The organism is Ochrobactrum sp. Q0168 (genome assembly GCF_016427605.1).
Classification (GTDB): domain Bacteria; phylum Pseudomonadota; class Alphaproteobacteria; order Rhizobiales; family Rhizobiaceae; genus Brucella.
In genome coordinates this window covers 36,972-61,538 of record NZ_JAELXQ010000010.1, presented here as the reverse complement: position 1 = coordinate 61,538, position 24,567 = coordinate 36,972, and the positions used below count along the sequence as shown (strand labels likewise).

Genomic DNA, 24,567 nt, shown 5'->3' with positions numbered 1-24,567 from the left:
GTCTGCCTCTTAATAGATCACCGGTTCATCAACCGGACGGCCAAAGTCGGTTTTGAGAAAATCGAAGTCGCAACCCTTGTCGGCCTGTTCCACATGTTTAGAAAAGACAAAGCCGTAGCCGCGTTCATATTTGGGCTCGGGTGCTTTCCAGGCGGCGCGGCGCTCAGCCAGTTCATCGTCCGAAACAAGCATGTTCAGGCTGCGGGCGGGGATATCGAGTTCGACCATGTCACCAGTCTTTAGCAAGGCTAACGGTCCCCCAATGAAGCATTCTGGAGCAACATGGAGAACGCAGGCGCCAAAACTTGTCCCCGACATGCGGGCATCGGAAATGCGCACCATATCGCGAAGGCCGAGCTTCAAAAGCGCTTTCGGCATCGGGATCATGCCCCATTCCGGCATGCCCGGACCGCCCTGAGGACCGGCGTTCCGCAGTACAAGCACCGTGTCCGGCGTCAGCGGATAATCGGGATCATCGATGATCTTCTTGAGCTCGGGGTAACTGTCCGCGACCAATGCCGGGCCTTTATGACGATGGAATTTCGGATCACAGGCTGCAGGCTTGATGACCGCTCCGTCCGGGCAGAGGTTTCCCTTCAAGACGGCGAGTGAACCCTCGTGATAGACAGGATTGGATAGCGGACGAATGACATCATCATTCCAGACCTGTACCTTATCTAATCCTTCTACCAGTGCTTCACCCGTAACGGTTATCGCTGTCGGGTCAAGCTTATCGGCGAGTTGCTTCATCAAGGCGCGGATGCCGCCTGCATAATAAAAATCTTCCATCAGATATGTGGTTCCCGATGGTCGAATATTGGCGATCACTGGCGTTGCGCGCCCGATGCGGTCGAGGTCGTCCAGCTCCAATGGAATGCCCGCGCGGCGCGCCATGGCAATCAGATGAATGATGGCATTGGTTGAACAGCCGGTGGCCATGGCCACGATAACGGCATTTTTGACAGCAGCAGGCGTAATGATCTGGTCGGGCGTCAAATCTTCCCAGACCATATCGACAATGCGGCGTCCACATTGGGTCGACATGCGTTGGTGGTTGGCGTCGGCCGCCGGTATGGACGATGCGCCGGGAAGGGAGAGGCCCATGGCTTCGGCGATCACGGTCATCGTCGATGCGGTGCCCATTGTCATGCAATGCCCATAGCTGCGTGCAATACCGCCTTCTATGCCTTGCCATTCTTCCTTGCCGATGGTGCCCGCACGGCGCTCGTCCCAGAACTTGAACATGTCTGTGCCGGACCCGAGCGTTTTCCCGGCATAGTTGCCGCGAAGCATCGGCCCAGCAGGCAGGAAAATGAAGGGTAGACCAGCGCTTGTTGCACCCATGATGAGTGCTGGCGTGGTCTTGTCGCATCCGCCCATCAAAACAGCCCCATCGACCGGATGCGAACGCAACAGTTCCTCGGTCTCCATCGCGAGCATATTGCGATAGAGCATTGTTGTGGGTTTGACATAGCTTTCGGACAAGGACAAAGCGGGCAGTTCAAGAGGGAAGCCACCCGCCTGCAAGATACCGCGCTTGACCCATTCGACCCGGTCCTTGAAATGGGCATGGCATGGCTGCGCATCCGACCATGTATTAATGATCGCGATAATGGGCTTGCCGTCCCAGTCCACAGGATCATAGCCCATCTGCATGGTCCTGGAACGATGACCCGAAGAGCGCTGATCATCCGGCAACATCCAGCGTGCGGAACGCAGATCGGCATATTGCTTCCTGGGCATTTCAATTTCTCCCCGAAAATTTTCGGCCCGGCCTATCATCAGCGAGCCTGTTTTAGTTGTGACTGTGCCCCACGGGTCCGTGCATAAAAGCTAATCGCCACGCGTATAGTCCTGTGCTGTAAAAGCACCACCCTGATAGCGCCGCGTGATCGGGTCGCCAGTTTCGGCGAGATTGCCGAACCGCGAAGCATCGTCCTGCGGTACATAACCGATGCGGCTGGCATCGTCCTTTTCCCACCAGCGCCCCGCATTGGCGGAAATCCCCCAGACGACCGCAAAGCCGGTTTCGCGTGCCTCGACTGCGCCGATCAACAACCGCACAAGATCGTCTTGCGAAAGCCAGGTGGCGAGGTGTCGTGCTTCGGTCGGCTCTGGAAGGCACGAGCCAATCCGCACATGAACGCTTTCAACGCCATGCTTGTCGAACATCATCTGTCCGAGCAGCTCACCATAAGCTTTGGACAGCCCATAATAGCCGTCGGGCTTGAAGGGATCGTCGCTGCTTAGCACCGTGTCGCGTTCATAAAAGCCAATCGTATGATTGGAGCTCGCAAAAATCACCCGTTGTCTTTCCGCGCGCGCTGCCTCGAAAATATGCGTGACGCCCAGAAGGTTGGCCCGGGCGATTAGATTATAGGGCTTTTCAACGCTGATACCGCCGAAATGCAATATCGCATCGGTTCCGCGAACCAGGTTGGCAACGGCTTCGGCATCGCTCAGATCCGCCTGGATGAACTCGGCAGCTTCGGGCAACGCGTCGGGAAAGGGCTCAATGTCGGACAAGCGCAAGCGGTATCCAGCCTGTGCAAGTTTTCGGGCGAGCATACGACCAAGATTGCCGGAAGCGCCGGTCAAAAGAAGGTGTTTCATTCCGTCAAACTCCCTTCATGCGTGCTACTTTTGCCCCGGCAACGGTGCAGGTTGCAAGATGCACCCCGCCAGACTTTGGGGCTGAAGCCAACTTATCGGCGGGCGCCAAGCGATGCGAAGTCAGCGCGATCTGCTTCATATCTGGACCACAGAAACAAGGCATTGTCGGAGCGGGAACGGGGACCGGAAAACGGGCAAGCAGGTTTCCATCGGCATCGAAGCGGTTCAAAACGCCAGCTGACACGCCCGCGCTCCAGTAAGCGCCTTCGGCATCGCATGCGCCGCCGTCAGGTCTGCCGGTTTCTTCGTCGAGATCACGAATGCGGTGGCGGTCGCCTATATGGCCCGTGGCAGCATCGAACACATAGCGGTCGATCCACGGACCTCGAGAATCTGTGTGGAACATTGTGCTACCATCAGGCGTCCAGGCGAGACCATTCGAGATTTCGATATCGCCCGCCATAATCTCGGCATGCCCATCGGCAGTGATACGATAGAGCTTTGCTATAGGCTGGCGTGCCGGACGGCAATCCATACTCCCGATCCATAGCGCGCCATCGGGACCGATCTTACCGTCATTCAGACGTGACGTGTCAGGCTCGTCATAGCCGTTCCAGAGCATTTGCCTGTCACCGCTATCCGGGTCGAACAGAATGATTTCGCGTGCTAGCGCGACGACCAGCTTGCCGCTTTCGGCAAGCCCGACGCACGGCACCTCGGCTTCAAAGGTCCAGTCGCGGACCGGGCCATGTTCAAGGTCGATTTCGTAAAGCTTGCGCCCATTGATATCGCAGGCAAAAAGCCTTGCCCGGCGCTCGTCCCAGACGGGGCTTTCCATCAATTCGCCGCGCAGATCGGCGATACAGTGAAACGGTCCAATCATAACGCGTTTGTCTTTCTGCGGATAACGTCAGGGTGTTCGAGCACAAAGTCGGAGAGTTCGAGACCAAGCCCGGCGCCTTCAAAAGGATAGATCATCCCGTTTTCAATACGCGGCATCACCGTCACCAGATCGCGATACCACGAGGTGTAATAGGCCCGGACCGACTCCTGATAGATGGCATTGGGCGCATTGAGCGACAGATGAATGGAAGCTGCGAAAACCACTGGTCCCGTGCAGTCATGCGGCGCGATAGGGCGCTGAAAGGCCTCGGCCATGGTTGCAATTTTCTTTGCTTCGGAAAGGCCGCCGCACCATGAAATATCCAGCATCACATAATCGGAAGCATCAGCGCGCAGAACATCTAGAAATTGCGCACGGGTTGCCATTGTCTCGCTGGCGCAAACCGCAATGCCGGATTTCTGCGCATAGACGGCAAGTGCTTGCGGGTTCATCATCTTGATCGGGTCTTCGGACCAGAAGGGACGGAACGCTTTTAGCTCCCGGGCAATGGTCAGCGCGGAAGTCAGGTCCCACATGGAATGGAACTCGACCATGATCTCCATCCTGTCGCCGACAGCATCGCGTATTTGTCGAAATGGCAAGAGCGCCTTGTCCAAGTCCTGCGCGTGGATGAAGTTTCCCCCCGATGCCACAGCAAATGGATCGAATGGCCAGATTTTCATGGCCGTTATGCCTTCGGAAAGAAGACTTTCGGCAAGCGCTCCCGCGTCGCGGTGAAAGGCAAGCTGGTCCTCGTAAGGTCCTTCCTTGCCTTCCTCCGTATCGCCGATATAGCGACGCGCACCACTCTTATTATAGGTATAGCCTGCACAGGTATTGTAGGTGCGGATGGATGGGCGCGACAACCCGCCCAGCAGCTGGTGGATGGGTTGTCCGGTGACCTTGCCAAAAATATCCCAAAGCGCGATGTCGATGGCGGAAGCGGCGCGAATTTCCACGCCGGAAGACCGAAAGCCGACATAGGGCTCCAGCAGAAGTTTGGAGATCCGGTCGATCTCCAGCGGGTTCTGGCCGATCAGTTGCGGAGCGATTTCACTATGGATATAGGCCGCCACGGCATTCGCGCCGCGAAAGGTCTCGCCCAGACCCACGATGCCTTCATCAGTGTGGACATGGACCCACAAGATGTTGTTCAGGTGCGGCAACTGCACGGTTTCGACAGCCGTGATCTTCATCATAGGCTCCTGTTCAGTCTGTCACGCTAATGCGCGGCTGGTTGACGGTTGCGCGCAACAATTTGCGTGGGGTTGACGAAGCGCAGTGCCAGGAGAAGCCATACCAGCGAAGTCACCATATAGATCACGGCCATGGCGTCGATGGATTGGACGGAGCGAACACCTGCTGCGAACACTGAATAATAGAGTGCCACTACGAGCGTTTGCGATGTTGGACCCGCGGTCAGGAAGGTCAGTTCAAACATGGCGACCGTCCGCACCAGAACCAGAAGCATGGCGGCGAGAACACCGGGCAGCAACATCGGCAGGAGCACATGGATGAAGAGTTTGAATGTCCCAGCTCCGAAGACCCGCGCCGCCGCTTCGACCTTGGGGTCGATCTGCTCAATGAACGGGATCATAACGAGAATGACAAAAGGTACGGTCGGCACCAGATTGGCAAGAACCACACCCCAGAATGTTCCACCGACACCGAATTTATAGAGAACGGTTGCAAGCGGTATCCCGAAGGTTATCGGTGGTACGAGTAAAGGCAGAAGGAAGATCAGCAATACGAATTTCTTGCCGGGGAAATCGCGTCGCGCCATGGCGTAGGCAGCGGTTACGCCGAGAATGCCAGATAGGATGACAACGGCAAAGACCACCTGAAACGTCACCAGCAAGACCTGATCAAGCTGGAACTCAGCCCAGGCCGCCGCGTACCATCGTGTGGTGAAGGCATCCGGCAACCATGTGCCAAGCCAGCGTGTGCCGAAACTTGACACGACGACCGCAGTAATAACCGCCAGAACGTTGAGGACAAAGAAGCCGGTCAGAAGCCAGACGGCAGTGATCCAGAGTTTTGAGAGAAGGGATGTATCGCGAACCATGTTTTATCCCTTCCCGCCAGCCGTTGAGCCACGATAGAAAAGTGAACGGCCGCCAAGAAGTGCGCCGACGACGAGTAACTGTACCGCTGCCATGATCATGGCAATCGAAGACGCCATAGAGTCGTCATATTGCTCGAACGCGGCCTGCGCCGCGGCAATGGATATGACGCGCGTGGGGCCGGATGGAGCGCCCAAAAGCACGGCGGACGGGAAAACAGCGAAAGCCTGAACGAAGGTGAGGCAGGCTGCGACGACCAGTCCAGGCACCAGCAAAGGCAACATCACATATCGAAAGCGCTGCCAGCTATTGGCTCCATGGGTGGCAGCAGCCCTCTCCAGCGCTGGATCAATGCCGGTGATGTAGGAAAGCGTCAGCAGAAACGTGAATGGAAAGACGGTGATGACGAGTGAGGTGAACACACCCCAGTAATTATTTGTAAGCTTCAACGGGCTATCGATCAGGCCGATGAAAATCAGTGTGCGACTGAACCAGCCTTGTGGACCAAGATAGTTGAGAAGGCCTTCTGCAATCAGAACTGTGCCAAGCGTGATAGGCAGGACAAGAATTGTCGTCAGCAACCGCTGACGCCGCATCAGACGAACGCGCATAGCGATGGGCACGGCGAATAAAACGCTGATAATTGTAACCGGTACGGCCAGCCAGAGGGTCGCGCCGATGGTTTTGTAAAGAAATGGATCGGAGAAGAACTTGGCGTAGTTGGCCAGCGCTCCACCTCCATCCAGCGGATTGAACGACAACACCAGCCCATAGAGAAACGGGTAGATGAAGACACCCACCACAAATAGCAGCGCTGGAAGGATCAGCAGGGTCACACCGTCGAAACCGCTATTGGCGAGCCTTTGTCGCAGATTGGGCGTCAATGGCGCATCGGTGTATCGCTCTTGAGCTATATCAACCATGCCTCAACCCTCCGCCGGAAAGACGAGCGCATTGGCCGCATCAATGCCGAGCGCGATCTGGCTGCCGGGTTCCACACCTTTCGGGCCGTGAAAGATCAATTCCAGACCGCTTTGCGTGCGTGCTGTGCCGACATATTCACGGCCGCGATACTCGATGGTTTCGACAATTGCCTGTAGAGTGTTTTGTTGGACTGAGCCTAAAACGACATCATCACCACGTGCCATTAATACGGCTTCGTCGCCAGTTTTTAGGGCGCCAACTGCACGTCCCGTCAACTCGCTACCAGCGACGTCAATGGTTGCTTGACCATTTTCAATGCGCATCACCCTACCGGGGAGGGCGTTTCTAAATCCCATGAATGCTGCGACATCTCTGTAGAGCGGCGCTTCATAAAGCTCGTGGGGTCTGCCGACCTGACGGATCTCGCCGTCGTGCAACACTACAATGCGATCTGCGAGCGAAAGGGCTTCGTCCTGATCGTGGGTGACGTAGATTGTGGTGGAACCGAGTTGATTGTGGATGCGGCGAATTTCGGCGCGCATTTCAAGGCGCAGTTTGGCGTCGAGATTGGATAGCGGCTCATCCATCAAAACCAAAGGAGGTTCGATCACGATTGCGCGGGCGATAGCCACGCGCTGCTGCTGGCCGCCTGAGAGTTGCCCAGGGAGCTTTTCTTCCTGTCCCTGCAAGCGCACCAAGGCCAGTGCCGCACGTGCGCGCTTTTCTATCTCGCTTCTGGCCAGTCCGCGCATTTTAAGGCCGAAGCCGACATTTTGCAGGACATTCATATGCGGAAACAGCGCATAGTTCTGAAAGACCATGCCAAAGCCGCGATCCTCCGGTTTCAACTGGTCGACGCGACGGTTATCGATATAAATGCCGCCGCCCGTCGTACCAAGAAGACCGGCAATACAATTAAGGGCCGTTGATTTTCCGCAACCGGAAGGGCCCAGAAGTGCGATAAATTCGCCTTTCCGGATGGTGAGGTTGATTTCCCTCAGCGCATTGAAAGTTCCGAATGAACGGCTCATCCGGTCTAGCCGGAGTTCTTGAAAGGACATTGACGCAAACACCATGATTGGTTTGACGATCATGGACCCTTCCGGACGAGCCGATGTGGCTCGGCCGGAAATGCCCGTTTAAGAGCGCATCCCGAAAAGTGTGAAATGGTTTTCGGAGAAGATGCGCGTTAAAACGAAGGCTTAGCTCGCCGCGACCTCTTCATCCCAACGACGAAAAGCGGCTACAAGCGCCTCCGGTTCAAGCGGCAATTCAATCGGATTTTTGGCGATCCACTCGGCATATTCAGGGCGCCCGAACTCCGCGATGATGTTCTGGCTTTCCTTCGGCGCCATCTCGATGGTGACGTCTTTCACCGCAGGCCCCGGATAGAAATAACCGGCATCGTAAGAGTATGCCTGCTGGTCCGGCTTCAGTGCGAATTTGATGAATTCCATCAGGACGGCGACTTTCTCTTCGGAAACGCCCTTTGGGATTGCAAAATAATGCGCATCGCAAACCCAATGGAAGCCCTCAAGCTTGCTGACACCCATTTCCTTCGGTACGACGCCCAGTGCGCGCGGATTGATATCCCAGCCGGTGGTTGTCACCGTCATATCGCGGGTGCCTTCGCCGAGCTCCTTCATCAGAGCTCCGGTGCCTGCCGGATAATATTCGATGTTCTTGTGCAGTTCCTTAAGATAGGCCCAGGTTTTGTCCCAGCCCTTTATCGGATCTTTTGGATTGCTGTCGCCGAGAAGATAGGGCAGCCCCATCAGGAACGTACGGCCGGGGCCAGAATTGGCAGGACGTGCATAAATGAATTTCTTCGGGTTTTCCTTCGTCCAAGCCAGAAGCTCTTCGACGGTTTTTGGCGCTGCCTTGACCTTGTCGGGGTGATACTCAAGAAGCGGTCCCGACGGGTAATAGGACACCACCACGCCTTTGCCCTTCGACATTTCCTGCATGCGCCATGCGGGCTCAAGATAGATCTCCTGGAGCTTGGGCAGGCCGTTTTCCGGCAAGGCGATGATATCGGTCCAGATATCATCGGCAAGTCCTGCCGAAAGCGCGTCAGGGCCGACAATGACCAGATCGATATCGATGCGGTTGGCGCGCTGCTGGGCCTTGATCTTGCCCGGCAGTTCAGGTGCTGGCGCTTTGTTGAAAGTAAAGCGCGAAACGAGTGCCTTTTGTTCGGATGCAAAATTATCAAAAATCGGTTGGGTCAAAGCGAGATTGCCCGCAGCATCGATAACATTTAGCGCTACAGGCGATGACGGCAGCTTTGCCGATTGAGCCCAAACACCTTTCGGCAGCATGATGCCCATGCCCGTTGCAATCCCGGCCCCCGCGATGAATGTACGACGTGAAATTCCCTTATTCATGTTCTCCTCCATCTTTGGTTCTGCGGCGCGCCCATCTTCTCCCTGTCAGGACGCCCTGATTTCATTTGTCAGACTAAGCCATCCGTCTCCCAACCCGCGACGATCTGCTGAAGTGTTTCGCGGTCATGCTTCTCAAGTTGCGGCAGGCCCGGAAGCCGGACTTTACCCACGGCAAGTCCCTGAATTTGCAGGGCTTCCTTGACGACCGTCACATTGGCGCCATTGCGGTATTTTGTGCGCATGGTTTCGAATTCGGCGATGCTTTCGACAAGCAAACGCGCGCGATCATAATCGCCTGCTTCCAGTGCATTCCAGACGGCAAGCGAACGCTCCGGCGCAACATTGACCAGTCCGGACGTGAAACCGCGACCGCCGAGCGCATAGAAGGGCAGGGCCCAGCTTTCCGCGAGGCCGCAAATCCAGGTCGCGTCCGTGCCCTTCGTCGCCCGGCAGCATTCAAAGAACAGCATCGTGTTTTGCGATGCGAATTTTACCCCCGCGACTTTTGGATGGGTGGCAAGCCGGACCATTTCATCAAACGGGATCAGATCAGAGCGGATATAGGCGACGATAGGTAGATCAATCGCTTCAGCAATCGCGATAAAATAATCAACCTGCGCATGGGGGGCTGCAAAGGGATCGAGCGGATGATGAATCATCACGCCGTCAGCACCGGCGGCGCTTGCCGCTTTCGCTACTTTTATGGCTTCCCGCACTGAACGACCAGCAGCGGCTGTGACCGCTGCCTTTCCGGCGGCAGCTTCAGTCGCTATCGATTGCAGGCGAATAACTTCGTCTTCGGTCAGGCTGTAGAACTCTCCAGTGTTACCACCGCTGACGATATTATGAACGCCCGCATCTGCGATGCGCGAGACAATTTTCGCCGTCAACACGGGGTCGATTTCGCCCTTTGCATCATAAGCGGTTGCATGCACGCCCGAAATGCCGCGAAGCACCTGGCGGTAGCCTGCTAGATCCATTGTTTCCTCCCAATAGACTGGTCAGAAGACCAGCTCGATATGCGTCTCCCCTGCCTTCACGATGTGCTCTCGCATCAACCGTTCGGCCAAATCCCCATTTCTTTTGGTTATCGCCAGCATGATGGCCTCATGCTCGCCGAAGGACTGCCGGCGAACATCGTCGCGTGACAGCACGGTCACGCGGGCTGCGTGGTCATACATGCGTTGCGCGTTTTGCAGCCGGCGCAGATATTCACAACCGGATGCTTCATGTATGCCGTCGTGAAATTTCTCGTTCAGTTCAATTAGTTCGTCGACATCGCCGGTTTCCACCGCCGCGCGCATTTCTTCAATGGTGGCGCGAAGGAATTCAAAGGCTTCCTCGCTTCCGTGTTTTGCAGCCTGTCGTGCAATGATGCTTTCCAGTGCTGCGCGCGCCAGCATCATTTCTTCCGCCTGTCGTTCGTTGAAGCAGACAAACGTGCCACGACGCGATTCAGTCCTGACCAGACCTTCGCCCTCAAGTTGCCTTAGCGCTTCCTTGAGCGGGCTGGTGCTGATGCCCAGATCGGCAGCTAGCTGGCGTTCGTTCAGTTTTTCACCGGATTTCAGACGGCCGGAAATAATCGCTTCCCGCAAACTGTCATGCACATGATCTCTGAGATTTCTCAGCTTAATCGGCTTGAGAGCTAACGCCTGCGAATCCAAAGTTCAAATCTCCCTGAAACTCCTCGGTGAAAGGCATAGCTGCTCATTTCGTGATATGTCAATATCTGATGTATCAGATTTTAAGTGACTGCGAACGATTAGCGATTGTCATGCACGCTGGCTTGCCATCCGCTGCACGGCCGAGCAGTGAATTGTTAGAAGTCTGATGATGTTGAAAATAAAAATGGCGCCGTGGCGCCATTAAAACAAGCCCGCCATAGGGCGATGTGGTTTTGGATTATTCGGTCAGTGCCAGACGCCGGCGAAGTCGCGCTGCTCTGCCGCCATTGACGTTTGCCGACAGCTTCTGAAATGCGTCGAGATAATTATCCTTGGTGCGAAGAATATGCGCGGTCAGTATCGTGGAGAGCTGGTCGCGCTTATTATCGGCAAAAAGGCTGATCATATGCGCATGATCCTTATAGGACCGATCCGGTTCACCTTCGGCGCGAATGGCGAGATGTGTTCTCAACGACGCCACGCGGCCTAGAATAAGATCATAGGCGTTTTTCAGATAGCGATTGCCGCAATGATGGAAGAAGGCGAGGTGAAATGCCGTATCAGCGCGGCCATAAGCCTGCATATCGCTGCTTTCAATGGCCTCGGTCATTGCCTGCAACTGTTTCTGCAGCTCACTGACCGCCAATGGCAGCGATTGTTGCGGCGTTAATGCAATAGCCTGCTTTTCCAGCCCAACGCGATAGTCGCAAAGTTCGGCAATGTCTTCGAGCGTCGGCGTGAAGACATAGGTGCCGGATTTCGGTACAATGATTACCAGCCCCTCCATCTGCAACAGATTGAGCGCTTCGCGAACAGGTGTCCGGCTGACTTCAAATGCCGAGGCCAAAGTGTCTTCGGAGAGGTTTTCCCCGAAATCAAGCTCGGCGTCGACAATGGCCGCACGAATTTTATCAGCGATCATCGGGACAAGACTCTTGCGGGGGGGCGTTTTCGGCTTTGTCATGCCAGCACACGGTCTCCTCAAAGAATTTCCGGCAGCGAATTTTTGATCGCTGCCGGTAATGTGGTCTAGTCGCGTTTAGCTTTCAAGCTCATGCAGAGGAAGAAGCTAATGATCGGAAATATTGCAAGTACCAGAAGCGAGATCGAAAAACTATCGGTCGCAGTTTTAACCCAGCCGACAATATAGGGACCAGTAAAACCACCGATCTGGGCAAAGCCATTGATAGCAGCCAATCCGCCAGCCGCTGCGGCGCCGGTGAGGAACTGCGTAGGCAAAGTCCAGAAAACGCCAAGGTAGGACCAGAGGAAGAAGGCGCAGATGCAGAGAAGCAACAGGCCCAGATAAGGGTTAGGTGCAAGCGCACTGGCCGCCAGGAACAGGCCGCCGAACAGGCCGGAGATAGCCGTGTGAATCTTGCGTTCGCCCGTGCGGTCGGAACTGCGCGAAATGAAGACGAGCCCGAATGCTGCGAAAATGAATGGCACGGCCGAGACGAAGCCAGACTGCAGGGTCGTCAGACCGAAGGTCTTCACGATCTGCGGTAGCCACATGATCACACCATAAACCGCGATGCCGTTGAACATGTAAACCAGCGTGAGAAGCCATACCCGGAAATCGCTGAAGATTTCGCGCAGGCTGTGTCGCGTGTCGGGCTGGGTGTTCTTCTCGTCTTCAGCAAGCTGTTCAAGAAGCCAGGCACGTTCGTCCGCCGTCAGCCATTTGCTGTCCTTTTGCGGTGAATCGACTAGATAGAAGAAGGTGATGACACCAAGAACGATGGCAGGAAGTCCTTCAAGAATGAACATTGCTTGCCAGCCATGCAGGCCGAACAGACCTTCGCCTGCATCGATCAGCCAACCGGAAATGGGGGCTCCGATAACAATCGAGAGCACGGTTGCGGCCATGAAGAGAGCCGTTGCGCGGCCGCGTTCTTTGGCAGGAAACCAGTAGGTCAGATAGAGGAGTACGCCTGGCGCAAAGCCCGCTTCGGCAACGCCGAGCAGAAAACGCAGGATATAGAAGGAGGTTGGTCCCTGTACGAAGGCCATAGCGCAGGAGACAATACCCCAGGTGACCATGATACGGGCGATCCATATCCGCGGACCGACTTTGTGCAGGATCATGTTGCTGGGGATTTCAAAAGCCAGATAGCCGATGAAGAAAATCCCCGCACCAAGACCGAACATGTATGGGGTCAGGCCGATGTCGTCATTCATGTGCAGCGCGGCGAAGCCGATATTCACGCGATCCAGATAGTTCACGATGAAGCAGATGAAGCAGAAAAGGACGATGCGCATATTGAGTTTGCGGATCGTTCGGTCGCGTAGACTTGTATTCAAATGAGCGCCGTCAGCACGGATTGCATCCGCCATGACATTCCTCCCTAAGCTTTGATGTCGCCCTCCGCGACACCTTTCGTCGCGTACCTATAGACCGGAAAGGAAGTACGCACAAGTGGCATACATAAACTAGAACCCTAGTTGACAATCGGACTTATCTGGTCATTCTTGCCGCCGACTGAAACATGACGCCATTTGTGGCGGGAGGGTTTAAATGCAGCAAACTCAATTGGCAATCGCCAGCTCGGGCTATTTCGTCGCCCGGACCGTTCTTGTCACTGGAGGCGCTTCGGGAATCGGACGAGCCGTTACCGACAAGCTGGTGGGGCTCGGTGCGAAAGTTGCGGTGTGGGACATCAATGCCGAGCGACTCGCTGAATGTCAGGCCATTCATGGCGACCGCGTATTGACCTCAACGGTCAATGTTGCAGAACAGTCGTCGGTTGAAGCTGCCATGGAAGCGCTTGTAATGTCGTTTGGTGGCATTGATCACCTTTTGAACAATGCCGGCATCATCGGACAGCGCATGACTGTCGAGGATATGAACGAGCCGGAACTCGACCGTGTTCTCAGCGTCAATCTGAAGAGCGCTTTTTATGTTTCCAGCGCGTTCATTCGCGCTCCTTCCAGTCGTGATGACCGCTCCGTTGTCAATTTGTCTTCTATTGCTGCGCGCACGGGTGGCATGGTCGGCAATATCGTTTATGCAACGACCAAAGGCGCAATCGCGTCTTTCACGGTCGCACTTGCCAAGGAACTTGCACCGAAGGCGCGTGTTAATGCGCTGGCTCCCGGCGTCATCAATACGGAAATTCAGCAGGATGTTTTTGCTGATCCGGCCAATATCGAAGCGATGGCCAATATGATCCCGCTGAAGCGGCTTGGCACTGCGGCTGAAGTTGCTGATGCTGCTGTTTGGCTCCTCTCCGGAGAGGCGTCCTATATCACCGGTGTCGTTGTGGATGTTTCTGGCGGCCGCTGAACAGGGAGGACATGATGAAAAACACAGCTGAAAAACTGAGAGCTGGCATTGAGTCCGGCCGTTTGCTTCAGGCGCCCGGCGCAGCCGATGCATTGACGGCACGACTGGTCGAGATGGCGCAATTTCCCGCCATTTATATGACCGGTTTCGGAGCGACGGCCTCGCGGTTGGGCTTGCCGGATATTGGTTTGCTGTCGCAAACCGAAATGACGACGCATGCGCGGGACATGGTTCGGGCGGTTGATATCCCGGTTATTGCCGACGCTGATACCGGTTATGGCGGTCCCGCCAATATCTGGCGAACGGTCGAGGAGTATATCCAGGCTGGTGTGGCTGCAATCCATCTTGAAGACCAGCAATTGCCGAAGAGATGCGGCCAGCGCTCTGGCGTCCGCGTTATCCCTGCGGAGGAAAACATACGCCGTCTGCGCTGTGCTGTCGAAGCGCGTGGTCAGCTCCCAATGCTGTTGATTGCACGGACGGATGCGATCCAGAGCGAGGGCATCGATGAGGCCATTCGCCGCGCAAAGCTCTATCAGGATGCGGGCGCCGATCTCGTGTTTGTCGACGGCATCAAGAAAATTGCCGACGTTGAGGCTGTTTCCAGGGGCGTGCAGGGTCCAAAAGTTGTCAGCATCGTCGACGGCAACGATACCACCGCGCTGACGGCAAAAGACCTGGAAGAGCTTGGCTTCAATGTCGCCTTCTATGCGCTTTCTGCTCTGTTCTCAGCGGTAAAAGCTGTTCGGGACACGCTTGATGTGTTGAAGGCGGAAGGCACTCCCCATAGCCGTGCAGAAGCCATGGTGACATATGGGGAATTCAGCGCGGTAACGGGACTAGCCGACTACGACGCTCTGGACGACCGCTACGGCTGGCCTGAACACAAGTAAATTAAGGTTGAGAGATTTTCCCGCCGGTCGCCGTTATCGCAACCGACGGGAAAAAGATTTACTAGCAAAGAATGCGACAAGCGACGGATTAAAAGGCCGGACCGGGTGTTGATGCTATAATGTAGCAGACATGGGAGGTCGTCATGATCCGCGCACTCTCTATTTCAGTGTTACTCTTCCTTTCGCCAGTATCGTCGCTGGCCGGTAGTCTGGAAGCCGTCAACGGACATTATACGATCCAGCATTCATCGGTGATCGGTTTTCGTGTCGGTCAGGTTGGCGGTGGCGGGCTGGCGGGTTCTTTCGCCGAATTTGCCGGTGAGTTTAATCTCAATGCTCAAAATCTGGCAAAGTCGTCTGTGTCCTTCACGCTCAAGCCCGCGAGTGTCGACGCGAAACAGACCCGCATCAGCGATTTTCTCAGATCTTCAGCGGTCTTTGATATTGAGCATTATCCGGTTCTCGTATTTCGATCGACAAAGATCACACAGACCGGGCCTCTGAACGCCCGGATCGATGGTGTTTTGACCGCCCGCGGCAAGTCACATGGCGAAACATTCTTTGCGTCCATGGTTGGTCACGATGAGAAGACCGTTACCTTTCATGTAACCGGCAAGGTTTTGCGGTCACCCTATGGAATGGATGTCGGCACACCGATCTATTCCAATGTGGTCGATTTCGAAATGGAACTGCTGGGTGCAAAATAATATTCGGTCATAGGGATTAAATTCATTCTTGCGGTGTTCTTCAAGACGGAGACTAAGACCAACCCGTAGAGGAGGACTATCATGATTAAAGTGACAGCGTTTTTGACAACTGCCGCTCTTGTCATCAGCATACCATTGGCCGCCCATAGCGAAGATTATGCTTCTGGTGCCGTCAAGACGATGAAAACAGCGAAGGGCGACGTTCTGACCGACGCCAAGGGAATGACCCTTTATGTGTTTGACAAGGACAATAAGGGGGCATCCAATTGTTACAATGACTGCGCGAAGAAATGGCCGCCTCTGGAGGCTTCCAAGGATGCAAAAATGGATTCCGAGTTCAGTCTCGTCACGCGCAAGGATGGCACGAAACAGTGGGCACATAAAGAAAAGCCGCTATACCTTTGGCAGGGCGACAAAAAACCCGGCGATGTGTCTGGTGACGGAGTCGGCGGTATCTGGCACATAGCCAAGGATTGAGTGCAGGAGCGGTTCGGGAATGTCGCGCTTTTTGGAGGAAATTGAGGAATGTGTTCCAGCGCTCAGGCGTTATGCCCGAGCGCTGACACATGACATCGATTGGGCCGACGATCTGGTGCAGGATTGTCTGGAGCGCGCAATTCGCAAAAGCAGTTTGTGGAAGCCGTCTGGTCCATTGCGCGCATGGCTTTTCCGCATCCTCGTAAACCTGTGGCGCAACGAGTTGCGTCACAGGCGCCGGGCTCCGGACAATGCGCCATTATCGAGTGTCATGGTCGAGCCACAGGTTCCAAGTGCATCTCCATCCCGGCTTGCTTTCGCTGAAACCGCCCGCGCAATACAAACACTGCCGTCCGAACAGCGCGAGGCACTTTTATTGGTCGCCGTCGAAGGTATGAGTTACACCGAGGCAGCTTCAGTGTTGGAGATTCCGCTTGGTACTTTGATGTCACGTCTGGGGCGAGCTCGCGCGACATTGCGCAGTCTTACAGAGGAGAACGGTTCGCATTTGAGGGCCTTGAAATGAAAAGCAAGTTGATCAGTGACGCTGAGCTACAGGCCTATGTCGATGGGCTGCTTTCGGATGAACGCCGCCAGGCGATAGATGCAGAGCTATCCGCTAATCCCCAACTGGCCTCCGAGATGGCAGCCTGGCAGCGACAGAATGAAACTTTGCAAGCGCTCTATGGCCATGTCGCTGAGGAGCCCGTACCAGCACGACTGAACCCGATGGCCATCAAAAGCGAAATTCGCGCGGCACGACTGGGTTCGTGGCGTATGGCCGCCGCGGCAGTGGTGTTGATCGCCGTAGGAGCAGGGGCCGGATGGTTTGGCCGCGGTGTTCTTGAGACCACACCATCGTCTTCGATGCCAATCGTGACGGAGGCAATGGCTGCCCACAACCTTTATACGAGTGAAGTCGTGCATCCGGTTGAGGTGAAAGCGGAGCAGGAGCAACATTTGTCGGCTTGGCTTTCCAAGCGACTGGAGCGTACTCTCGTCATCCCTGATCTGCGAACGGAAGGGCTTTCTTTGGTTGGCGGTCGACTGTTACCAGCCAATGGCGGGCCAGCGGCGCAATTGATGTATGAAGACACGAGCGGTAAGCGCGTGACCCTTTTTATTGTTCCATCTGACGAGAAAAAGGAAACATCGTTGCGTTATCTGACGCAGGGTAATCTGGAGGCGCTCATCTGGAGCGATAATACTCTCGATTGCGCACTTGTTGGCGACTTACCGCGCTCTCGCCTTCAGCAAATTGCCATGAGCGCCTACAAGCAGTTTGAGTGACCATCGAGCTGGTTCCGGGAGGGTGTTATGTGGCGCAACACACAGGCCGCTTATGGCTACGTCGCAAGGATACTGCACTGGTTGATCGCTCTGTTGATCGCCGGGCAGATCGGTCTCGGGTTCCTCACGCAGACTATGGCGAATAATCCGCTGATCCAGTTTTCGCTTTACCAATGGCATAAATCGCTGGGGTTTTTAATCCTAGGTCTAGCTCTGCTCCGGATGGTTTGGTTTGCCGCGAATTCCCATCCTTCGCCCAGTCCCGGTGTCAATCAGCTTGAATGGCGTGTTGCCAAAGCTGTTCACAGGCTTCTGCTGGTAATGACCATCTTGGTGCCCGTTACCGGCTGGGCAATTGTGTCGACTTCGCCGCTTGGTATCCCCAGCTATGTCTTTGACCTTTTCGTCATGCCCAATATGCCGCTGCCCGTGTCAGATGCCGATGAAGCACTCTGGTCTTGGCTACATTTAATATGCGTATACGTCATTATTGGACTAGTTGCGCTGCATGCAGGCGCAGCGCTTTATCATCATTTCATCCGGCGCGATGAAACACTGCGAAGAATGATCAAGCTTCCGTACTTCTCAAGGAAGGTCCTTTAAAGCCATTCGCAGCAGTGGAAGAAAGCGGGACATACCTCCAAAACGAAAACAGGTGACCTACGTTTGCGCAGGTCACCTGTTTGGTAGGTTCGGGGCAGGGGTTGTCCCGATGTGTGTTTGTTACGCCTTGCCGAGACGCTTGCGCAATTCGGTGTTTTCGGAGCGAAGCTTTGCAGCCAGTTCCTTGCGCAGCTTCAGGTTTTCAGCTTCGAGTGCTACAAGCGCCTTCAGATCGTCGCTCGTCGGTGATGCCTTTGCGGCTGCCGGAGCTGCGGTCTTTCCTGCAGCGTTCTTCCAGTTGTAATAGGTCTGCTCGCTGACTTCAGCATGCTGCAATGCAGCCTTCAGCGTGGTCTTGCCGCCCTTGGTGGCCTTTTCAACCGAAGCAAGAATGGAGGCGCGTTCAGCTGGCGTATATTTCTTCACCTTGCGGCCAGCCGGGGCTGCTACGGCTGCAACAACCTTGGCGGCCTTGGGTGCAGCTTTTGCTTTGGGAGCCTTGGCGGCNCCTGCAGCGTTCTTCCAGTTGTAATAGGTCTGCTCGCTGACTTCAGCATGCTGCAATGCAGCCTTCAGCGTGGTCTTGCCGCCCTTGGTGGCCTTTTCAACCGAAGCAAGAATGGAGGCGCGTTCAGCTGGCGTATATTTCTTCACCTTGCGGCCAGCCGGGGCTGCTACGGCTGCAACAACCTTGGCGGCCTTGGGTGCAGCTTTTGCTTTGGGAGCCTTGGCGGCCTTTACAGCCGGCTTGGCGGCCGCAGCTTTAGGCTCAGCCTTCTTGCGCGGTGCGCGGGTTTTCGGCTTGGCGCTCACAGGCTCTGCTGCTGCGGTCTGGTTTGCTTCTACAATGGTTTCATCAGCCATGTTCAGTTTCTCCTGAATTGATACTCGGGTCAGCTTTCCGGTTGCCGAATATATGGGACAATGCTTAATGCAACTATAAGTGCCATTACTTTGACAATTTGTGAAGAGATGCCCTCACATAAGGATGATGAGACGATCTATTATGAAGCAGGATTGATTGTTGAAAACTGAGGTTTAAATCTGTAGGTAGAGCACAGCACCTGTCGGGGCACCTCCACGGAATTTGATTGAGAAAGCTATTTTCGGATGAAGAATCCAATCCGCAATGTTGTCGTTGAATATAAGAACCGGCGTGCGCGCAAGAGCGGCAATGCGCTTTGGGGCAACCTTGATCTGAAGTCGATTGCACGGGAAGTGGAAGAGGATGCCAAGGCGCCAATATCTGCCGATCAGGTAACACCTGCCGTCTCCCCGATAGACAATGAGCCAGCCGCACTTGTCCACGCGCCAACGCCACGGATAGAAGCCAAGACTGAGCCCAAGATTCTCGTTGTCGATATGGCAGAACCTGTCGCCACAAAAGTGAGCATAGCCTCGCCAGAACCGGAAGTGCCTGCCGCAGTTGAAGCCAAGGTTTCTCCCGTCCCTGCCAAGAAAAAAACCAATGCTCCCCGTCGCTTGAAGCCGATTGCTGACAAGCCGGTGAAAGCCAAGCCAGTTTCCAAAGCCTCAGCTGACATATTGGATGAACTGGCTGCGCTTGAAGCAGAGAATGCCACGCTAAAACGGCAACTGGCCCAAAAGCTCAACACCGAAAATCAACAAATGCGGAAAATGCTTATCCGCATTGAGACCCAGATCAAACTCTAATCGCATTTATGACATGGTTTTTGGCTATCTGCCGAGAACCGGTGATGGGCATGTTTTCTCTAGTCGGTCGGCTTTCCTCAAAGCTCCGGCTATCGCTGCCATAAGGGCGATGGCGAGGCCATAGACCAACAGTGTTGTTTGCAGGCTGAGATAAGGCATGGCGATGCCAGCCACAACAACAGGCATGCCAAAAGCAAAGTAGCTGAGTGTAAAGATCGAGGCGAAAACCTCACCTCGGTCGCTGACTGGTGTTATTGGCACGATGCTCCGTAAACTTGCATAAAAACACGTTCCAAAGCCTGTTCCCGCGATGAAAAGTGCGATCAGATAGACGGCGATGTTGGATGAAAGAATACCAACGAGGGTGAAGATCGTTCCAACGGCGAGGCTGCCCGTGCCGTATAGCATAATGTTTCGCGGCGCGAACTTGCGCGCGACATAACTTGCGATCGCTCCCCCAATGGACAAGAGTGTGATGACGCTTGCTTGAGCAAGGTAGTCGTGGAAGCTGAAAATCTTGGACATGATAAGCGGCCCAAGCGCGAGGTAAAAGCCGCCGGTGGCCCATGCTGCAACGATCGCAGGTGCGCATTTCCAGAACATGTTCCTTACGCTTGATGGTAGTCCCAAGCGCGGTCGCAATGAGCTGAGGATTCCGCGATGCCGCGGCGAACTTTCGGGCAAGGTCCATATTAAGCCAGCCAGAACCAGACTGGTAAAGATAAGCCCGCCAAAAGCGTAGGTTCGCGGTTCTTCGAACATATCCATGATAAGGCCAGCTATCACTGCCCCGGCGGCCAATCCAAGAAGTGGCACAACGGAGTTGCAGATGGCAGCGATGCCGGGGAATCGGCTCGGTTCAAAATCGACCACAGTTGCCGAGGATGCCGTTATCAAAAGTCCGCAGGCGATACCTTGAACACATCTTGCAACCAACAATCCTGCAAGGCTTGTAGCTGTCATGAAATCGAAGGCGGATAGGGCGAGAAGTAGGAAGCCGATGTAAAGAACCGGACGTCGACCGATATAGTCAGAGCTTGCGCCAGCGATCAGTAGAGTGGTGAGTAAAGCGCCAGCATAGATGGCGAAAATACCCGTCATTGCAGCGGGCGAAAACCCAATCTCCTGCTGCAGCGCGGGATAAAAGGGAGAGGGCAAGCTTGCACTGGCCATCATGATAAATTGGCTGAGCAAAGCAATCGCGAAGCCGGATCGTTCGCTTCTTGAGATGTGAGTTTGATCGTTAGACATGGCGCTACCTGATGCAACCGCCGTGAAGCGGCTGGCCAATTGTTCGATATTATTCGAACTATTTTCTACTATGAGAACGATGATGGTTCAACTATATTCGAACCATGACGAAAGAAGTCCTATCTCACCCGGTTGATTTACCTCATCCGGATCGCGAGGAAATCGCGCTGGCTCAGGTGCTTTTTGCGCTTAGTGATCCGTCGCGCCTTGAAATTGTTCGGCAATTGAATGACGGACCACTGGAGATGGCGCGCTGCAATATGGGCGATCCGAATCTACCGAAATCGACGCGTTCGCATTTGATGAAGGTGTTGCGTGAAAGTGGTGTGGTCTGGAACAAGCCAAACGGTCGTGGCCGTTTACTGTCTTTGAGGCGAGAAGAACTCGACCAGCGTTTCCCGGGCCTTCTCGATGCAGTGCTCAATGCTGCAAGGACGTGAGCCGATGTGAATATCGGCTCACTGTTTCGTCCAAAGTCGCAGGCGGGTGGCGGCCTCTTCAGGCCGACGTCTTTTCGATGTTCAGGAACGAGCCATTGAATGCAATCTCGCTGAGCGGCTTGCGCGGGCTTGGAACTTCACGCTTTTGCAGGATTTCCGACAGCGTGGACTTATCGGCAATGCGGCCTATCGCTGCAATGGCTTCAATGGCGACATCGTCAGGTATAGCAAGCTCTGTCCGCGTGCGGTCGTGATCGAAGCCAGCCATCGCATGTGCATGCCAGCCCGATAAGGTCGCCTGGTAAGCAATCGCCGCCCAAGCTGCACCCGTATCGAAAGAGTGGGTTGAGGAGGGCTGCGCTTCGGTAGCGTTGGGCGCGGTGAACGTCTTCAGAGAGGCAAGCACGACGAGTGCAGACGCATTCTGCGCCCAACTGCGATTGAAATCGTTGAGAAGCGAGAGAAGGCTTTCCCACTGCGGTGTGTCGCAGCGGGCATAAATGAAGCGCCATGGCTGAGCATTATAGGCAGAAGGCGCCCACCGGCCAGCTTCGAGGATCGCTAGTAAACTAGCCTCGCTGATTGGCTCGGCAGTAAAGGCTCTCGGCGACCAGCGCTGAAGAAACAAGGGCTCGATCTGATGATCTGCCGTGCGTGAATTAGCGGTAAGTCCCATGATCTGATCTCCGGCTAAAAGACGCTTTTTAGTCGAGGAGAGCGATCATTCGAAGGTCGGTTTTTCCATTAAAGGCGATAAATGTAGAAAAGGTCGTCTTATCGAAACCAAAGCTTAGAGCGGGCGGCGTAAGGGTAAGAAGTTACTGGAATTGCTGAGATAGACGCTCTTTATACGGTGGTATCAAAGCGCCCCATGGCGGGGTGGCAGCTCATCATTCAGATAAAAATTGCCGATATGGTGATATTTCCATCGCACTGGATCATGCAGGGAATGGGTTCTCGCATTGCGCCAGAACCGGTCGTGACCGTAGGCCTCGAGCGTTGATCTGGAACCGCTCAATTCGATCAGCTTGTTGGCCGCAAACTGCGCTGCTTCGGTGGCATATGCCTTGACTTCCGCGACGGCGACAGAAGCCGCCGCGACCGTGCCTGCATCGGGATTTTGCGCCGCGATGTCAACCAGACGACCGGCACGCGCGAGAAGAGCGTCGGCGGCATGACTGCGGATGCTGACATCGCCGATAGCATGAATGGTGTGCGGGTCTTCATAGCCATGATCGATTGTGAGTTCGAAAAATGGTCGTGCGTGAGCGCGCACATAGGAGATAGTCTCGGCAAGCGCTCCACGCGCCAGCCCCGTTTGTACGGCGGCATGAATGATCTGCGCAAATGGGCCCATGACTGAGGCGCTTTCAAAGACCACGTCATGATCCACGACTTGAAAAGGGGTGATCTCCACGTTGTCGAAAGTTACCGTACCGCTTCCCGTTGAACGCTGTCCGAAGGATGACCAGTCATCGACGAGCGTGAGACCGGGGGTGTTTCTGTCGATAAAGACGATATGGACGCGCCCGTTCTGATCCTTGGCTACGGCAACGATGATATGTGCGAACAGAGAGCCGGTTGCATAGAATTTTTGACCGTTAAGAAGCAGGTTTTCGCCTTGCTTTCTGAAACTTGTTTTGAAATCGACCGGAGTCTTTGTGCCAATTTCTACGAAAGCGTTGCCCAGGCGCTCGCCGTCAAGGATGCGCTGGAAATAATGCTGCTTCTGTTCCTCCGTGCCGGCAAGACGAAGCGCCTCGACCATATAAAAGTGATTTTGCGGAATCTGGCCGATACTGGAATCGGCGGCAGATATAATAGCCGTCACCTCTGCCAGCGTGACCGCTGAAACGCCAGCGCCGCCATATTCCTTGGGAATCGTAATCGCCCATAGGCCGGATTGTGAGAAACGCTCGATTTCGGCCAGTGGCAGTTGCCGCTCGCGGTCGCGCAGGGCGGCGCCAGTGGCAAACTCGCTGGCCAGTTCGCGCACAATCGTGATGGCCTCGGCATCATCGGAAATGCGATGTGCCTTCGTTTGACGGGGTGGAATATGAGGCGCGGCTTTACCCGTGACGAGAGCTGCCGCACGATGCAGTTTGCGATCTTCATTGCTCATTTCAGACCTCAATTCCAGGCATGGCGCGGAGGATGAACGCCATTTAGATAATAGTTGCCCACATGATAGAATTTCCACCGAACCGGATCGTGCAGTGTATGGACGCGCGCGTTGCGCCAGTGACGGTCAAGACCATGTTCGGCAAGCGTGGAGCGTGTGCCGGCCAGTTCGAACAGCTTGTTGGTTGCGAGAATGGCGATTTCAGTGGTGAGCACTTTTGACTCGCCGGTCTTGATCGTCGCTTCCGAAACAGATTCCAATGATGGAGAATGCCGGGCTGCATCGATGGCACGACCGGCAATATCCAGAAGAGCTTCCGCCGCATGAAGGCGGATTTCCAGATCGCCGATGGCAGCAATGGTGAAGAGGTCTTCGCTCGCGCTTTCTTTACTGCTATCGATCCAGGGACGGCTCTTGGTTTTGACAAAGGAAATCGTGTCTTCAATTGCGCCCTTGCCAATACCCAGATCAATTGCCGATTGAATGATCTGCGAGACTGGTCCGCCAATTGTCGGATGGTCGAAAGAGACAACCTTGACGGCGCGCTCTTTGGGAACCCGAACATTGTCGATTTTTACAGAGCCGGAAGCGGTTGTGCGCTGTCCAAAACTCGACCAGTTATTCGTTACGGTCAACCCCGGCGCATCGCGGTCGGCAAAGACCAGATAGCCCTGACCTGTCTCGTCAACGGCGACAATAGGCACAACATGGGAGAGCAGGGCGCCAGTGGTGTAGAATTTTTCGCCGTTTACAATCGCGTCGTCGCCATCAAAGGCCACTTTGGTTTCAAAGGCGGCGACATTCTTGCTCTTCAGTTCCGAGAAGGCATTGCCATAGCGGATACCCTTCAAAGCCCAGTCGAAGAAGAGCTTCTTCTGTTCCTCGGTTCCGTCCAGTTCCACTGTTGCGACGATAGCCAGATGGTTCTGGGTGATCTGAGCGATAGCGGGATCGGCGGAAGCAATGAAAGAAATCACTTTGGCAAGGGTAGCATAAGAGACTTCTGGTCCGCCGTAGGTTTTGGGGACGTTGATGCTCCAGAGACCGCTTTGCGAATATTCGTCGAGTTCTGCTAATGGAAGCAAACCTTCACGGTCGCGCAAGGCCGCACCTTCGCGAAATCGTCTAGCAAGACGCTCTGCAATCTCAATGGCTTCAACGTCATTCTTTACAATGTGGGCCAACTCCGACGGCTTCGGTCGCGGCGGTATCGGATCCGTGGAATTGACACGCGGATGTACCGTATAATCGATATTTGTTTCTGCAAGAGTTCCCATTATCGTCCTC

Annotated in this window: 26 protein-coding genes; 9 read left to right on the top strand and 17 right to left on the bottom strand. The window is 54.9% G+C overall.

Annotation, left to right across the window (positions count from 1 at the left end):
• Positions 1 to 9 precede the first annotated feature (9 nt).
• From araD to JAU75_RS16695, 12 genes are all read right to left on the bottom strand, one after another.
• On the bottom strand, positions 10 to 1,743 hold the full coding sequence (gene araD, locus JAU75_RS16750) for an L-arabinonate dehydratase (RefSeq protein ID WP_199057620.1): 1,734 nt from the start codon (positions 1,741 to 1,743) through the stop codon (positions 10 to 12).
• 90 nt (positions 1,744 to 1,833) lie between these two features.
• Positions 1,834 to 2,613, bottom strand: a complete 780-nt coding sequence (locus tag JAU75_RS16745; RefSeq protein ID WP_199057619.1) for an NAD(P)-dependent oxidoreductase — start codon at positions 2,611 to 2,613, stop codon at positions 1,834 to 1,836.
• A 4-nt stretch (positions 2,614 to 2,617) separates the two neighbouring features.
• On the bottom strand, positions 2,618 to 3,496 hold the full coding sequence (locus JAU75_RS16740) for an SMP-30/gluconolactonase/LRE family protein (protein ID WP_199057618.1): 879 nt from the start codon (positions 3,494 to 3,496) through the stop codon (positions 2,618 to 2,620).
• Positions 3,493 to 4,692, bottom strand: coding sequence for a mandelate racemase/muconate lactonizing enzyme family protein (locus tag JAU75_RS16735; protein ID WP_199057617.1), 1,200 nt, complete (start codon positions 4,690 to 4,692; stop codon positions 3,493 to 3,495). The genes JAU75_RS16740 and JAU75_RS16735 overlap by 4 nt, the downstream gene beginning before the upstream one ends.
• A 26-nt stretch (positions 4,693 to 4,718) precedes the next feature.
• On the bottom strand, positions 4,719 to 5,561 hold the full coding sequence (locus tag JAU75_RS16730) for an ABC transporter permease subunit (protein WP_199057616.1): 843 nt from the start codon (positions 5,559 to 5,561) through the stop codon (positions 4,719 to 4,721).
• A 3-nt stretch (positions 5,562 to 5,564) separates the two neighbouring features.
• A complete protein-coding gene (locus JAU75_RS16725; RefSeq protein WP_199057615.1) occupies positions 5,565 to 6,482 on the bottom strand; it encodes a carbohydrate ABC transporter permease in 918 nt (305 codons plus the stop codon).
• Between the two features lie 3 nt (positions 6,483 to 6,485).
• The gene (locus JAU75_RS16720; RefSeq protein WP_199057673.1) at positions 6,486 to 7,559 is read right to left on the bottom strand and encodes an ABC transporter ATP-binding protein; all 1,074 of its coding nucleotides are present in this window, start codon (positions 7,557 to 7,559) and stop codon (positions 6,486 to 6,488) included.
• Between the two features lie 126 nt (positions 7,560 to 7,685).
• Complete coding sequence (locus JAU75_RS16715) at positions 7,686 to 8,813, bottom strand: extracellular solute-binding protein (RefSeq protein WP_247880526.1); 1,128 nt, start codon at positions 8,811 to 8,813, stop codon at positions 7,686 to 7,688.
• 125 nt (positions 8,814 to 8,938) lie between these two features.
• A complete protein-coding gene (locus tag JAU75_RS16710) occupies positions 8,939 to 9,850 on the bottom strand; it encodes a dihydrodipicolinate synthase family protein (RefSeq protein WP_199057613.1) in 912 nt (303 codons plus the stop codon).
• Between the two features lie 21 nt (positions 9,851 to 9,871).
• Positions 9,872 to 10,480, bottom strand: coding sequence for a GntR family transcriptional regulator (locus tag JAU75_RS16705; RefSeq protein WP_078340692.1), 609 nt, complete (start codon positions 10,478 to 10,480; stop codon positions 9,872 to 9,874).
• Positions 10,481 to 10,775: 295 nt separating this feature from the next.
• Entirely contained in the window at positions 10,776 to 11,501 is a 726-nt protein-coding gene (locus tag JAU75_RS16700) for a GntR family transcriptional regulator (protein WP_199057612.1), read from the bottom strand.
• A 65-nt stretch (positions 11,502 to 11,566) separates the two neighbouring features.
• The gene (locus JAU75_RS16695) at positions 11,567 to 12,874 is read right to left on the bottom strand and encodes an MFS transporter (protein ID WP_199057611.1); all 1,308 of its coding nucleotides are present in this window, start codon (positions 12,872 to 12,874) and stop codon (positions 11,567 to 11,569) included.
• Positions 12,875 to 13,055: 181 nt separating this feature from the next.
• Between JAU75_RS16695 and JAU75_RS16690 the strand changes: the two genes are divergently transcribed.
• The 7 genes from JAU75_RS16690 (at position 13,056) to JAU75_RS16660 (ending at position 17,793) form a co-directional block, all read left to right on the top strand.
• Entirely contained in the window at positions 13,056 to 13,823 is a 768-nt protein-coding gene (locus JAU75_RS16690) for an SDR family NAD(P)-dependent oxidoreductase (protein WP_199057610.1), read from the top strand.
• A 14-nt stretch (positions 13,824 to 13,837) separates the two neighbouring features.
• Positions 13,838 to 14,716 carry an isocitrate lyase/PEP mutase family protein gene (locus JAU75_RS16685; protein ID WP_199057609.1) on the top strand — a complete coding sequence of 293 codons (879 nt, stop codon included), beginning with the start codon at positions 13,838 to 13,840 and terminating at the stop codon, positions 14,714 to 14,716.
• Positions 14,717 to 14,859: 143 nt separating this feature from the next.
• Positions 14,860 to 15,423 (top strand): YceI family protein, encoded by a 564-nt coding sequence (locus tag JAU75_RS16680; RefSeq protein WP_199057608.1) that lies wholly within the window; start codon positions 14,860 to 14,862, stop codon positions 15,421 to 15,423.
• Between the two features lie 81 nt (positions 15,424 to 15,504).
• Entirely contained in the window at positions 15,505 to 15,900 is a 396-nt protein-coding gene (locus JAU75_RS16675) for a hypothetical protein (protein WP_199057607.1), read from the top strand.
• A gap of 19 nt (positions 15,901 to 15,919) precedes the next feature.
• Positions 15,920 to 16,426, top strand: a complete 507-nt coding sequence (locus tag JAU75_RS16670; RefSeq protein ID WP_199057606.1) for a sigma-70 family RNA polymerase sigma factor — start codon at positions 15,920 to 15,922, stop codon at positions 16,424 to 16,426.
• Positions 16,423 to 17,190, top strand: coding sequence for an anti-sigma factor (locus JAU75_RS16665; protein ID WP_199057605.1), 768 nt, complete (start codon positions 16,423 to 16,425; stop codon positions 17,188 to 17,190). The genes JAU75_RS16670 and JAU75_RS16665 overlap by 4 nt, the downstream gene beginning before the upstream one ends.
• 27 nt (positions 17,191 to 17,217) lie before the next feature.
• The gene (locus JAU75_RS16660; RefSeq protein WP_199057604.1) at positions 17,218 to 17,793 is read left to right on the top strand and encodes a cytochrome b; all 576 of its coding nucleotides are present in this window, start codon (positions 17,218 to 17,220) and stop codon (positions 17,791 to 17,793) included.
• A gap of 120 nt (positions 17,794 to 17,913) precedes the next feature.
• Here JAU75_RS16660 and JAU75_RS16655 read toward each other — a convergent pair whose 3' ends face one another.
• Entirely contained in the window at positions 17,914 to 18,657 is a 744-nt protein-coding gene (locus JAU75_RS16655; protein WP_199057603.1) for a transposase, read from the bottom strand.
• Positions 18,658 to 18,903: 246 nt separating this feature from the next.
• Here JAU75_RS16655 and JAU75_RS16650 point away from each other — a divergent pair, with 246 nt between their 5' ends.
• Positions 18,904 to 19,467 carry a hypothetical protein gene (locus JAU75_RS16650; RefSeq protein WP_199057602.1) on the top strand — a complete coding sequence of 188 codons (564 nt, stop codon included), beginning with the start codon at positions 18,904 to 18,906 and terminating at the stop codon, positions 19,465 to 19,467.
• 24 nt (positions 19,468 to 19,491) lie between these two features.
• Here the strand turns inward: JAU75_RS16650 and JAU75_RS16645 are convergent, their stop codons facing one another.
• Complete coding sequence (locus tag JAU75_RS16645; RefSeq protein WP_199057601.1) at positions 19,492 to 20,718, bottom strand: MFS transporter; 1,227 nt, start codon at positions 20,716 to 20,718, stop codon at positions 19,492 to 19,494.
• A gap of 104 nt (positions 20,719 to 20,822) precedes the next feature.
• Between JAU75_RS16645 and JAU75_RS16640 the strand changes: the two genes are divergently transcribed.
• Positions 20,823 to 21,158, top strand: a complete 336-nt coding sequence (locus tag JAU75_RS16640) for a helix-turn-helix transcriptional regulator (RefSeq protein WP_199057600.1) — start codon at positions 20,823 to 20,825, stop codon at positions 21,156 to 21,158.
• A 58-nt stretch (positions 21,159 to 21,216) separates the two neighbouring features.
• Here JAU75_RS16640 and JAU75_RS16635 read toward each other — a convergent pair whose 3' ends face one another.
• From JAU75_RS16635 to JAU75_RS16625, 3 genes are all read right to left on the bottom strand, one after another.
• Positions 21,217 to 21,834, bottom strand: a complete 618-nt coding sequence (locus JAU75_RS16635) for a nitroreductase family protein (RefSeq protein WP_199057599.1) — start codon at positions 21,832 to 21,834, stop codon at positions 21,217 to 21,219.
• Positions 21,835 to 22,017: 183 nt separating this feature from the next.
• Positions 22,018 to 23,280: an SfnB family sulfur acquisition oxidoreductase gene (locus JAU75_RS16630; RefSeq protein WP_199057598.1), complete on the bottom strand. Its 1,263-nt coding sequence runs from the start codon at positions 23,278 to 23,280 to the stop codon at positions 22,018 to 22,020.
• An 8-nt stretch (positions 23,281 to 23,288) separates the two neighbouring features.
• Positions 23,289 to 24,557, bottom strand: a complete 1,269-nt coding sequence (locus tag JAU75_RS16625) for an SfnB family sulfur acquisition oxidoreductase (RefSeq protein ID WP_199057597.1) — start codon at positions 24,555 to 24,557, stop codon at positions 23,289 to 23,291.
• Positions 24,558 to 24,567: the final 10 nt, after the last annotated feature.

Excerpts from the sequence above, each read along its gene's own strand:
- JAU75_RS16695 (WP_199057611.1), bottom strand. The coding sequence starts at position 12,874 with ATGGCGGATGCAATCCGTGCTGACGGCGCTCATTTGAATACAAGTCTA.
- JAU75_RS16740 (WP_199057618.1), bottom strand. The coding sequence starts at position 3,496 with ATGATTGGACCGTTTCACTGTATCGCCGATCTGCGCGGCGAATTGATG.
- JAU75_RS16665 (WP_199057605.1), top strand. The coding sequence starts at position 16,423 with ATGAAAAGCAAGTTGATCAGTGACGCTGAGCTACAGGCCTATGTCGAT.
- JAU75_RS16650 (WP_199057602.1), top strand. The coding sequence starts at position 18,904 with ATGAAGAATCCAATCCGCAATGTTGTCGTTGAATATAAGAACCGGCGT.
- araD (WP_199057620.1), bottom strand. The coding sequence starts at position 1,743 with ATGCCCAGGAAGCAATATGCCGATCTGCGTTCCGCACGCTGGATGTTG.
- JAU75_RS16635 (WP_199057599.1), bottom strand. The coding sequence starts at position 21,834 with ATGGGACTTACCGCTAATTCACGCACGGCAGATCATCAGATCGAGCCC.
- JAU75_RS16680 (WP_199057608.1), top strand. The coding sequence starts at position 14,860 with ATGATCCGCGCACTCTCTATTTCAGTGTTACTCTTCCTTTCGCCAGTA.
- JAU75_RS16625 (WP_199057597.1), bottom strand. The coding sequence starts at position 24,557 with ATGGGAACTCTTGCAGAAACAAATATCGATTATACGGTACATCCGCGT.
- JAU75_RS16710 (WP_199057613.1), bottom strand. The coding sequence starts at position 9,850 with ATGGATCTAGCAGGCTACCGCCAGGTGCTTCGCGGCATTTCGGGCGTG.
- JAU75_RS16690 (WP_199057610.1), top strand. The coding sequence starts at position 13,056 with ATGCAGCAAACTCAATTGGCAATCGCCAGCTCGGGCTATTTCGTCGCC.
- JAU75_RS16660 (WP_199057604.1), top strand. The coding sequence starts at position 17,218 with ATGTGGCGCAACACACAGGCCGCTTATGGCTACGTCGCAAGGATACTG.
- JAU75_RS16730 (WP_199057616.1), bottom strand. The coding sequence starts at position 5,561 with ATGGTTCGCGATACATCCCTTCTCTCAAAACTCTGGATCACTGCCGTC.
- JAU75_RS16640 (WP_199057600.1), top strand. The coding sequence starts at position 20,823 with ATGACGAAAGAAGTCCTATCTCACCCGGTTGATTTACCTCATCCGGAT.
- JAU75_RS16735 (WP_199057617.1), bottom strand. The coding sequence starts at position 4,692 with ATGAAGATCACGGCTGTCGAAACCGTGCAGTTGCCGCACCTGAACAAC.
- JAU75_RS16745 (WP_199057619.1), bottom strand. The coding sequence starts at position 2,613 with ATGAAACACCTTCTTTTGACCGGCGCTTCCGGCAATCTTGGTCGTATG.
- JAU75_RS16670 (WP_199057606.1), top strand. The coding sequence starts at position 15,920 with ATGTCGCGCTTTTTGGAGGAAATTGAGGAATGTGTTCCAGCGCTCAGG.
- JAU75_RS16720 (WP_199057673.1), bottom strand. The coding sequence starts at position 7,559 with ATGGTGTTTGCGTCAATGTCCTTTCAAGAACTCCGGCTAGACCGGATG.
- JAU75_RS16725 (WP_199057615.1), bottom strand. The coding sequence starts at position 6,482 with ATGGTTGATATAGCTCAAGAGCGATACACCGATGCGCCATTGACGCCC.
- JAU75_RS16675 (WP_199057607.1), top strand. The coding sequence starts at position 15,505 with ATGATTAAAGTGACAGCGTTTTTGACAACTGCCGCTCTTGTCATCAGC.
- JAU75_RS16645 (WP_199057601.1), bottom strand. The coding sequence starts at position 20,718 with ATGTCTAACGATCAAACTCACATCTCAAGAAGCGAACGATCCGGCTTC.
- JAU75_RS16685 (WP_199057609.1), top strand. The coding sequence starts at position 13,838 with ATGAAAAACACAGCTGAAAAACTGAGAGCTGGCATTGAGTCCGGCCGT.
- JAU75_RS16700 (WP_199057612.1), bottom strand. The coding sequence starts at position 11,501 with ATGACAAAGCCGAAAACGCCCCCCCGCAAGAGTCTTGTCCCGATGATC.
- JAU75_RS16630 (WP_199057598.1), bottom strand. The coding sequence starts at position 23,280 with ATGAGCAATGAAGATCGCAAACTGCATCGTGCGGCAGCTCTCGTCACG.
- JAU75_RS16715 (WP_247880526.1), bottom strand. The coding sequence starts at position 8,813 with ATGGGCATCATGCTGCCGAAAGGTGTTTGGGCTCAATCGGCAAAGCTG.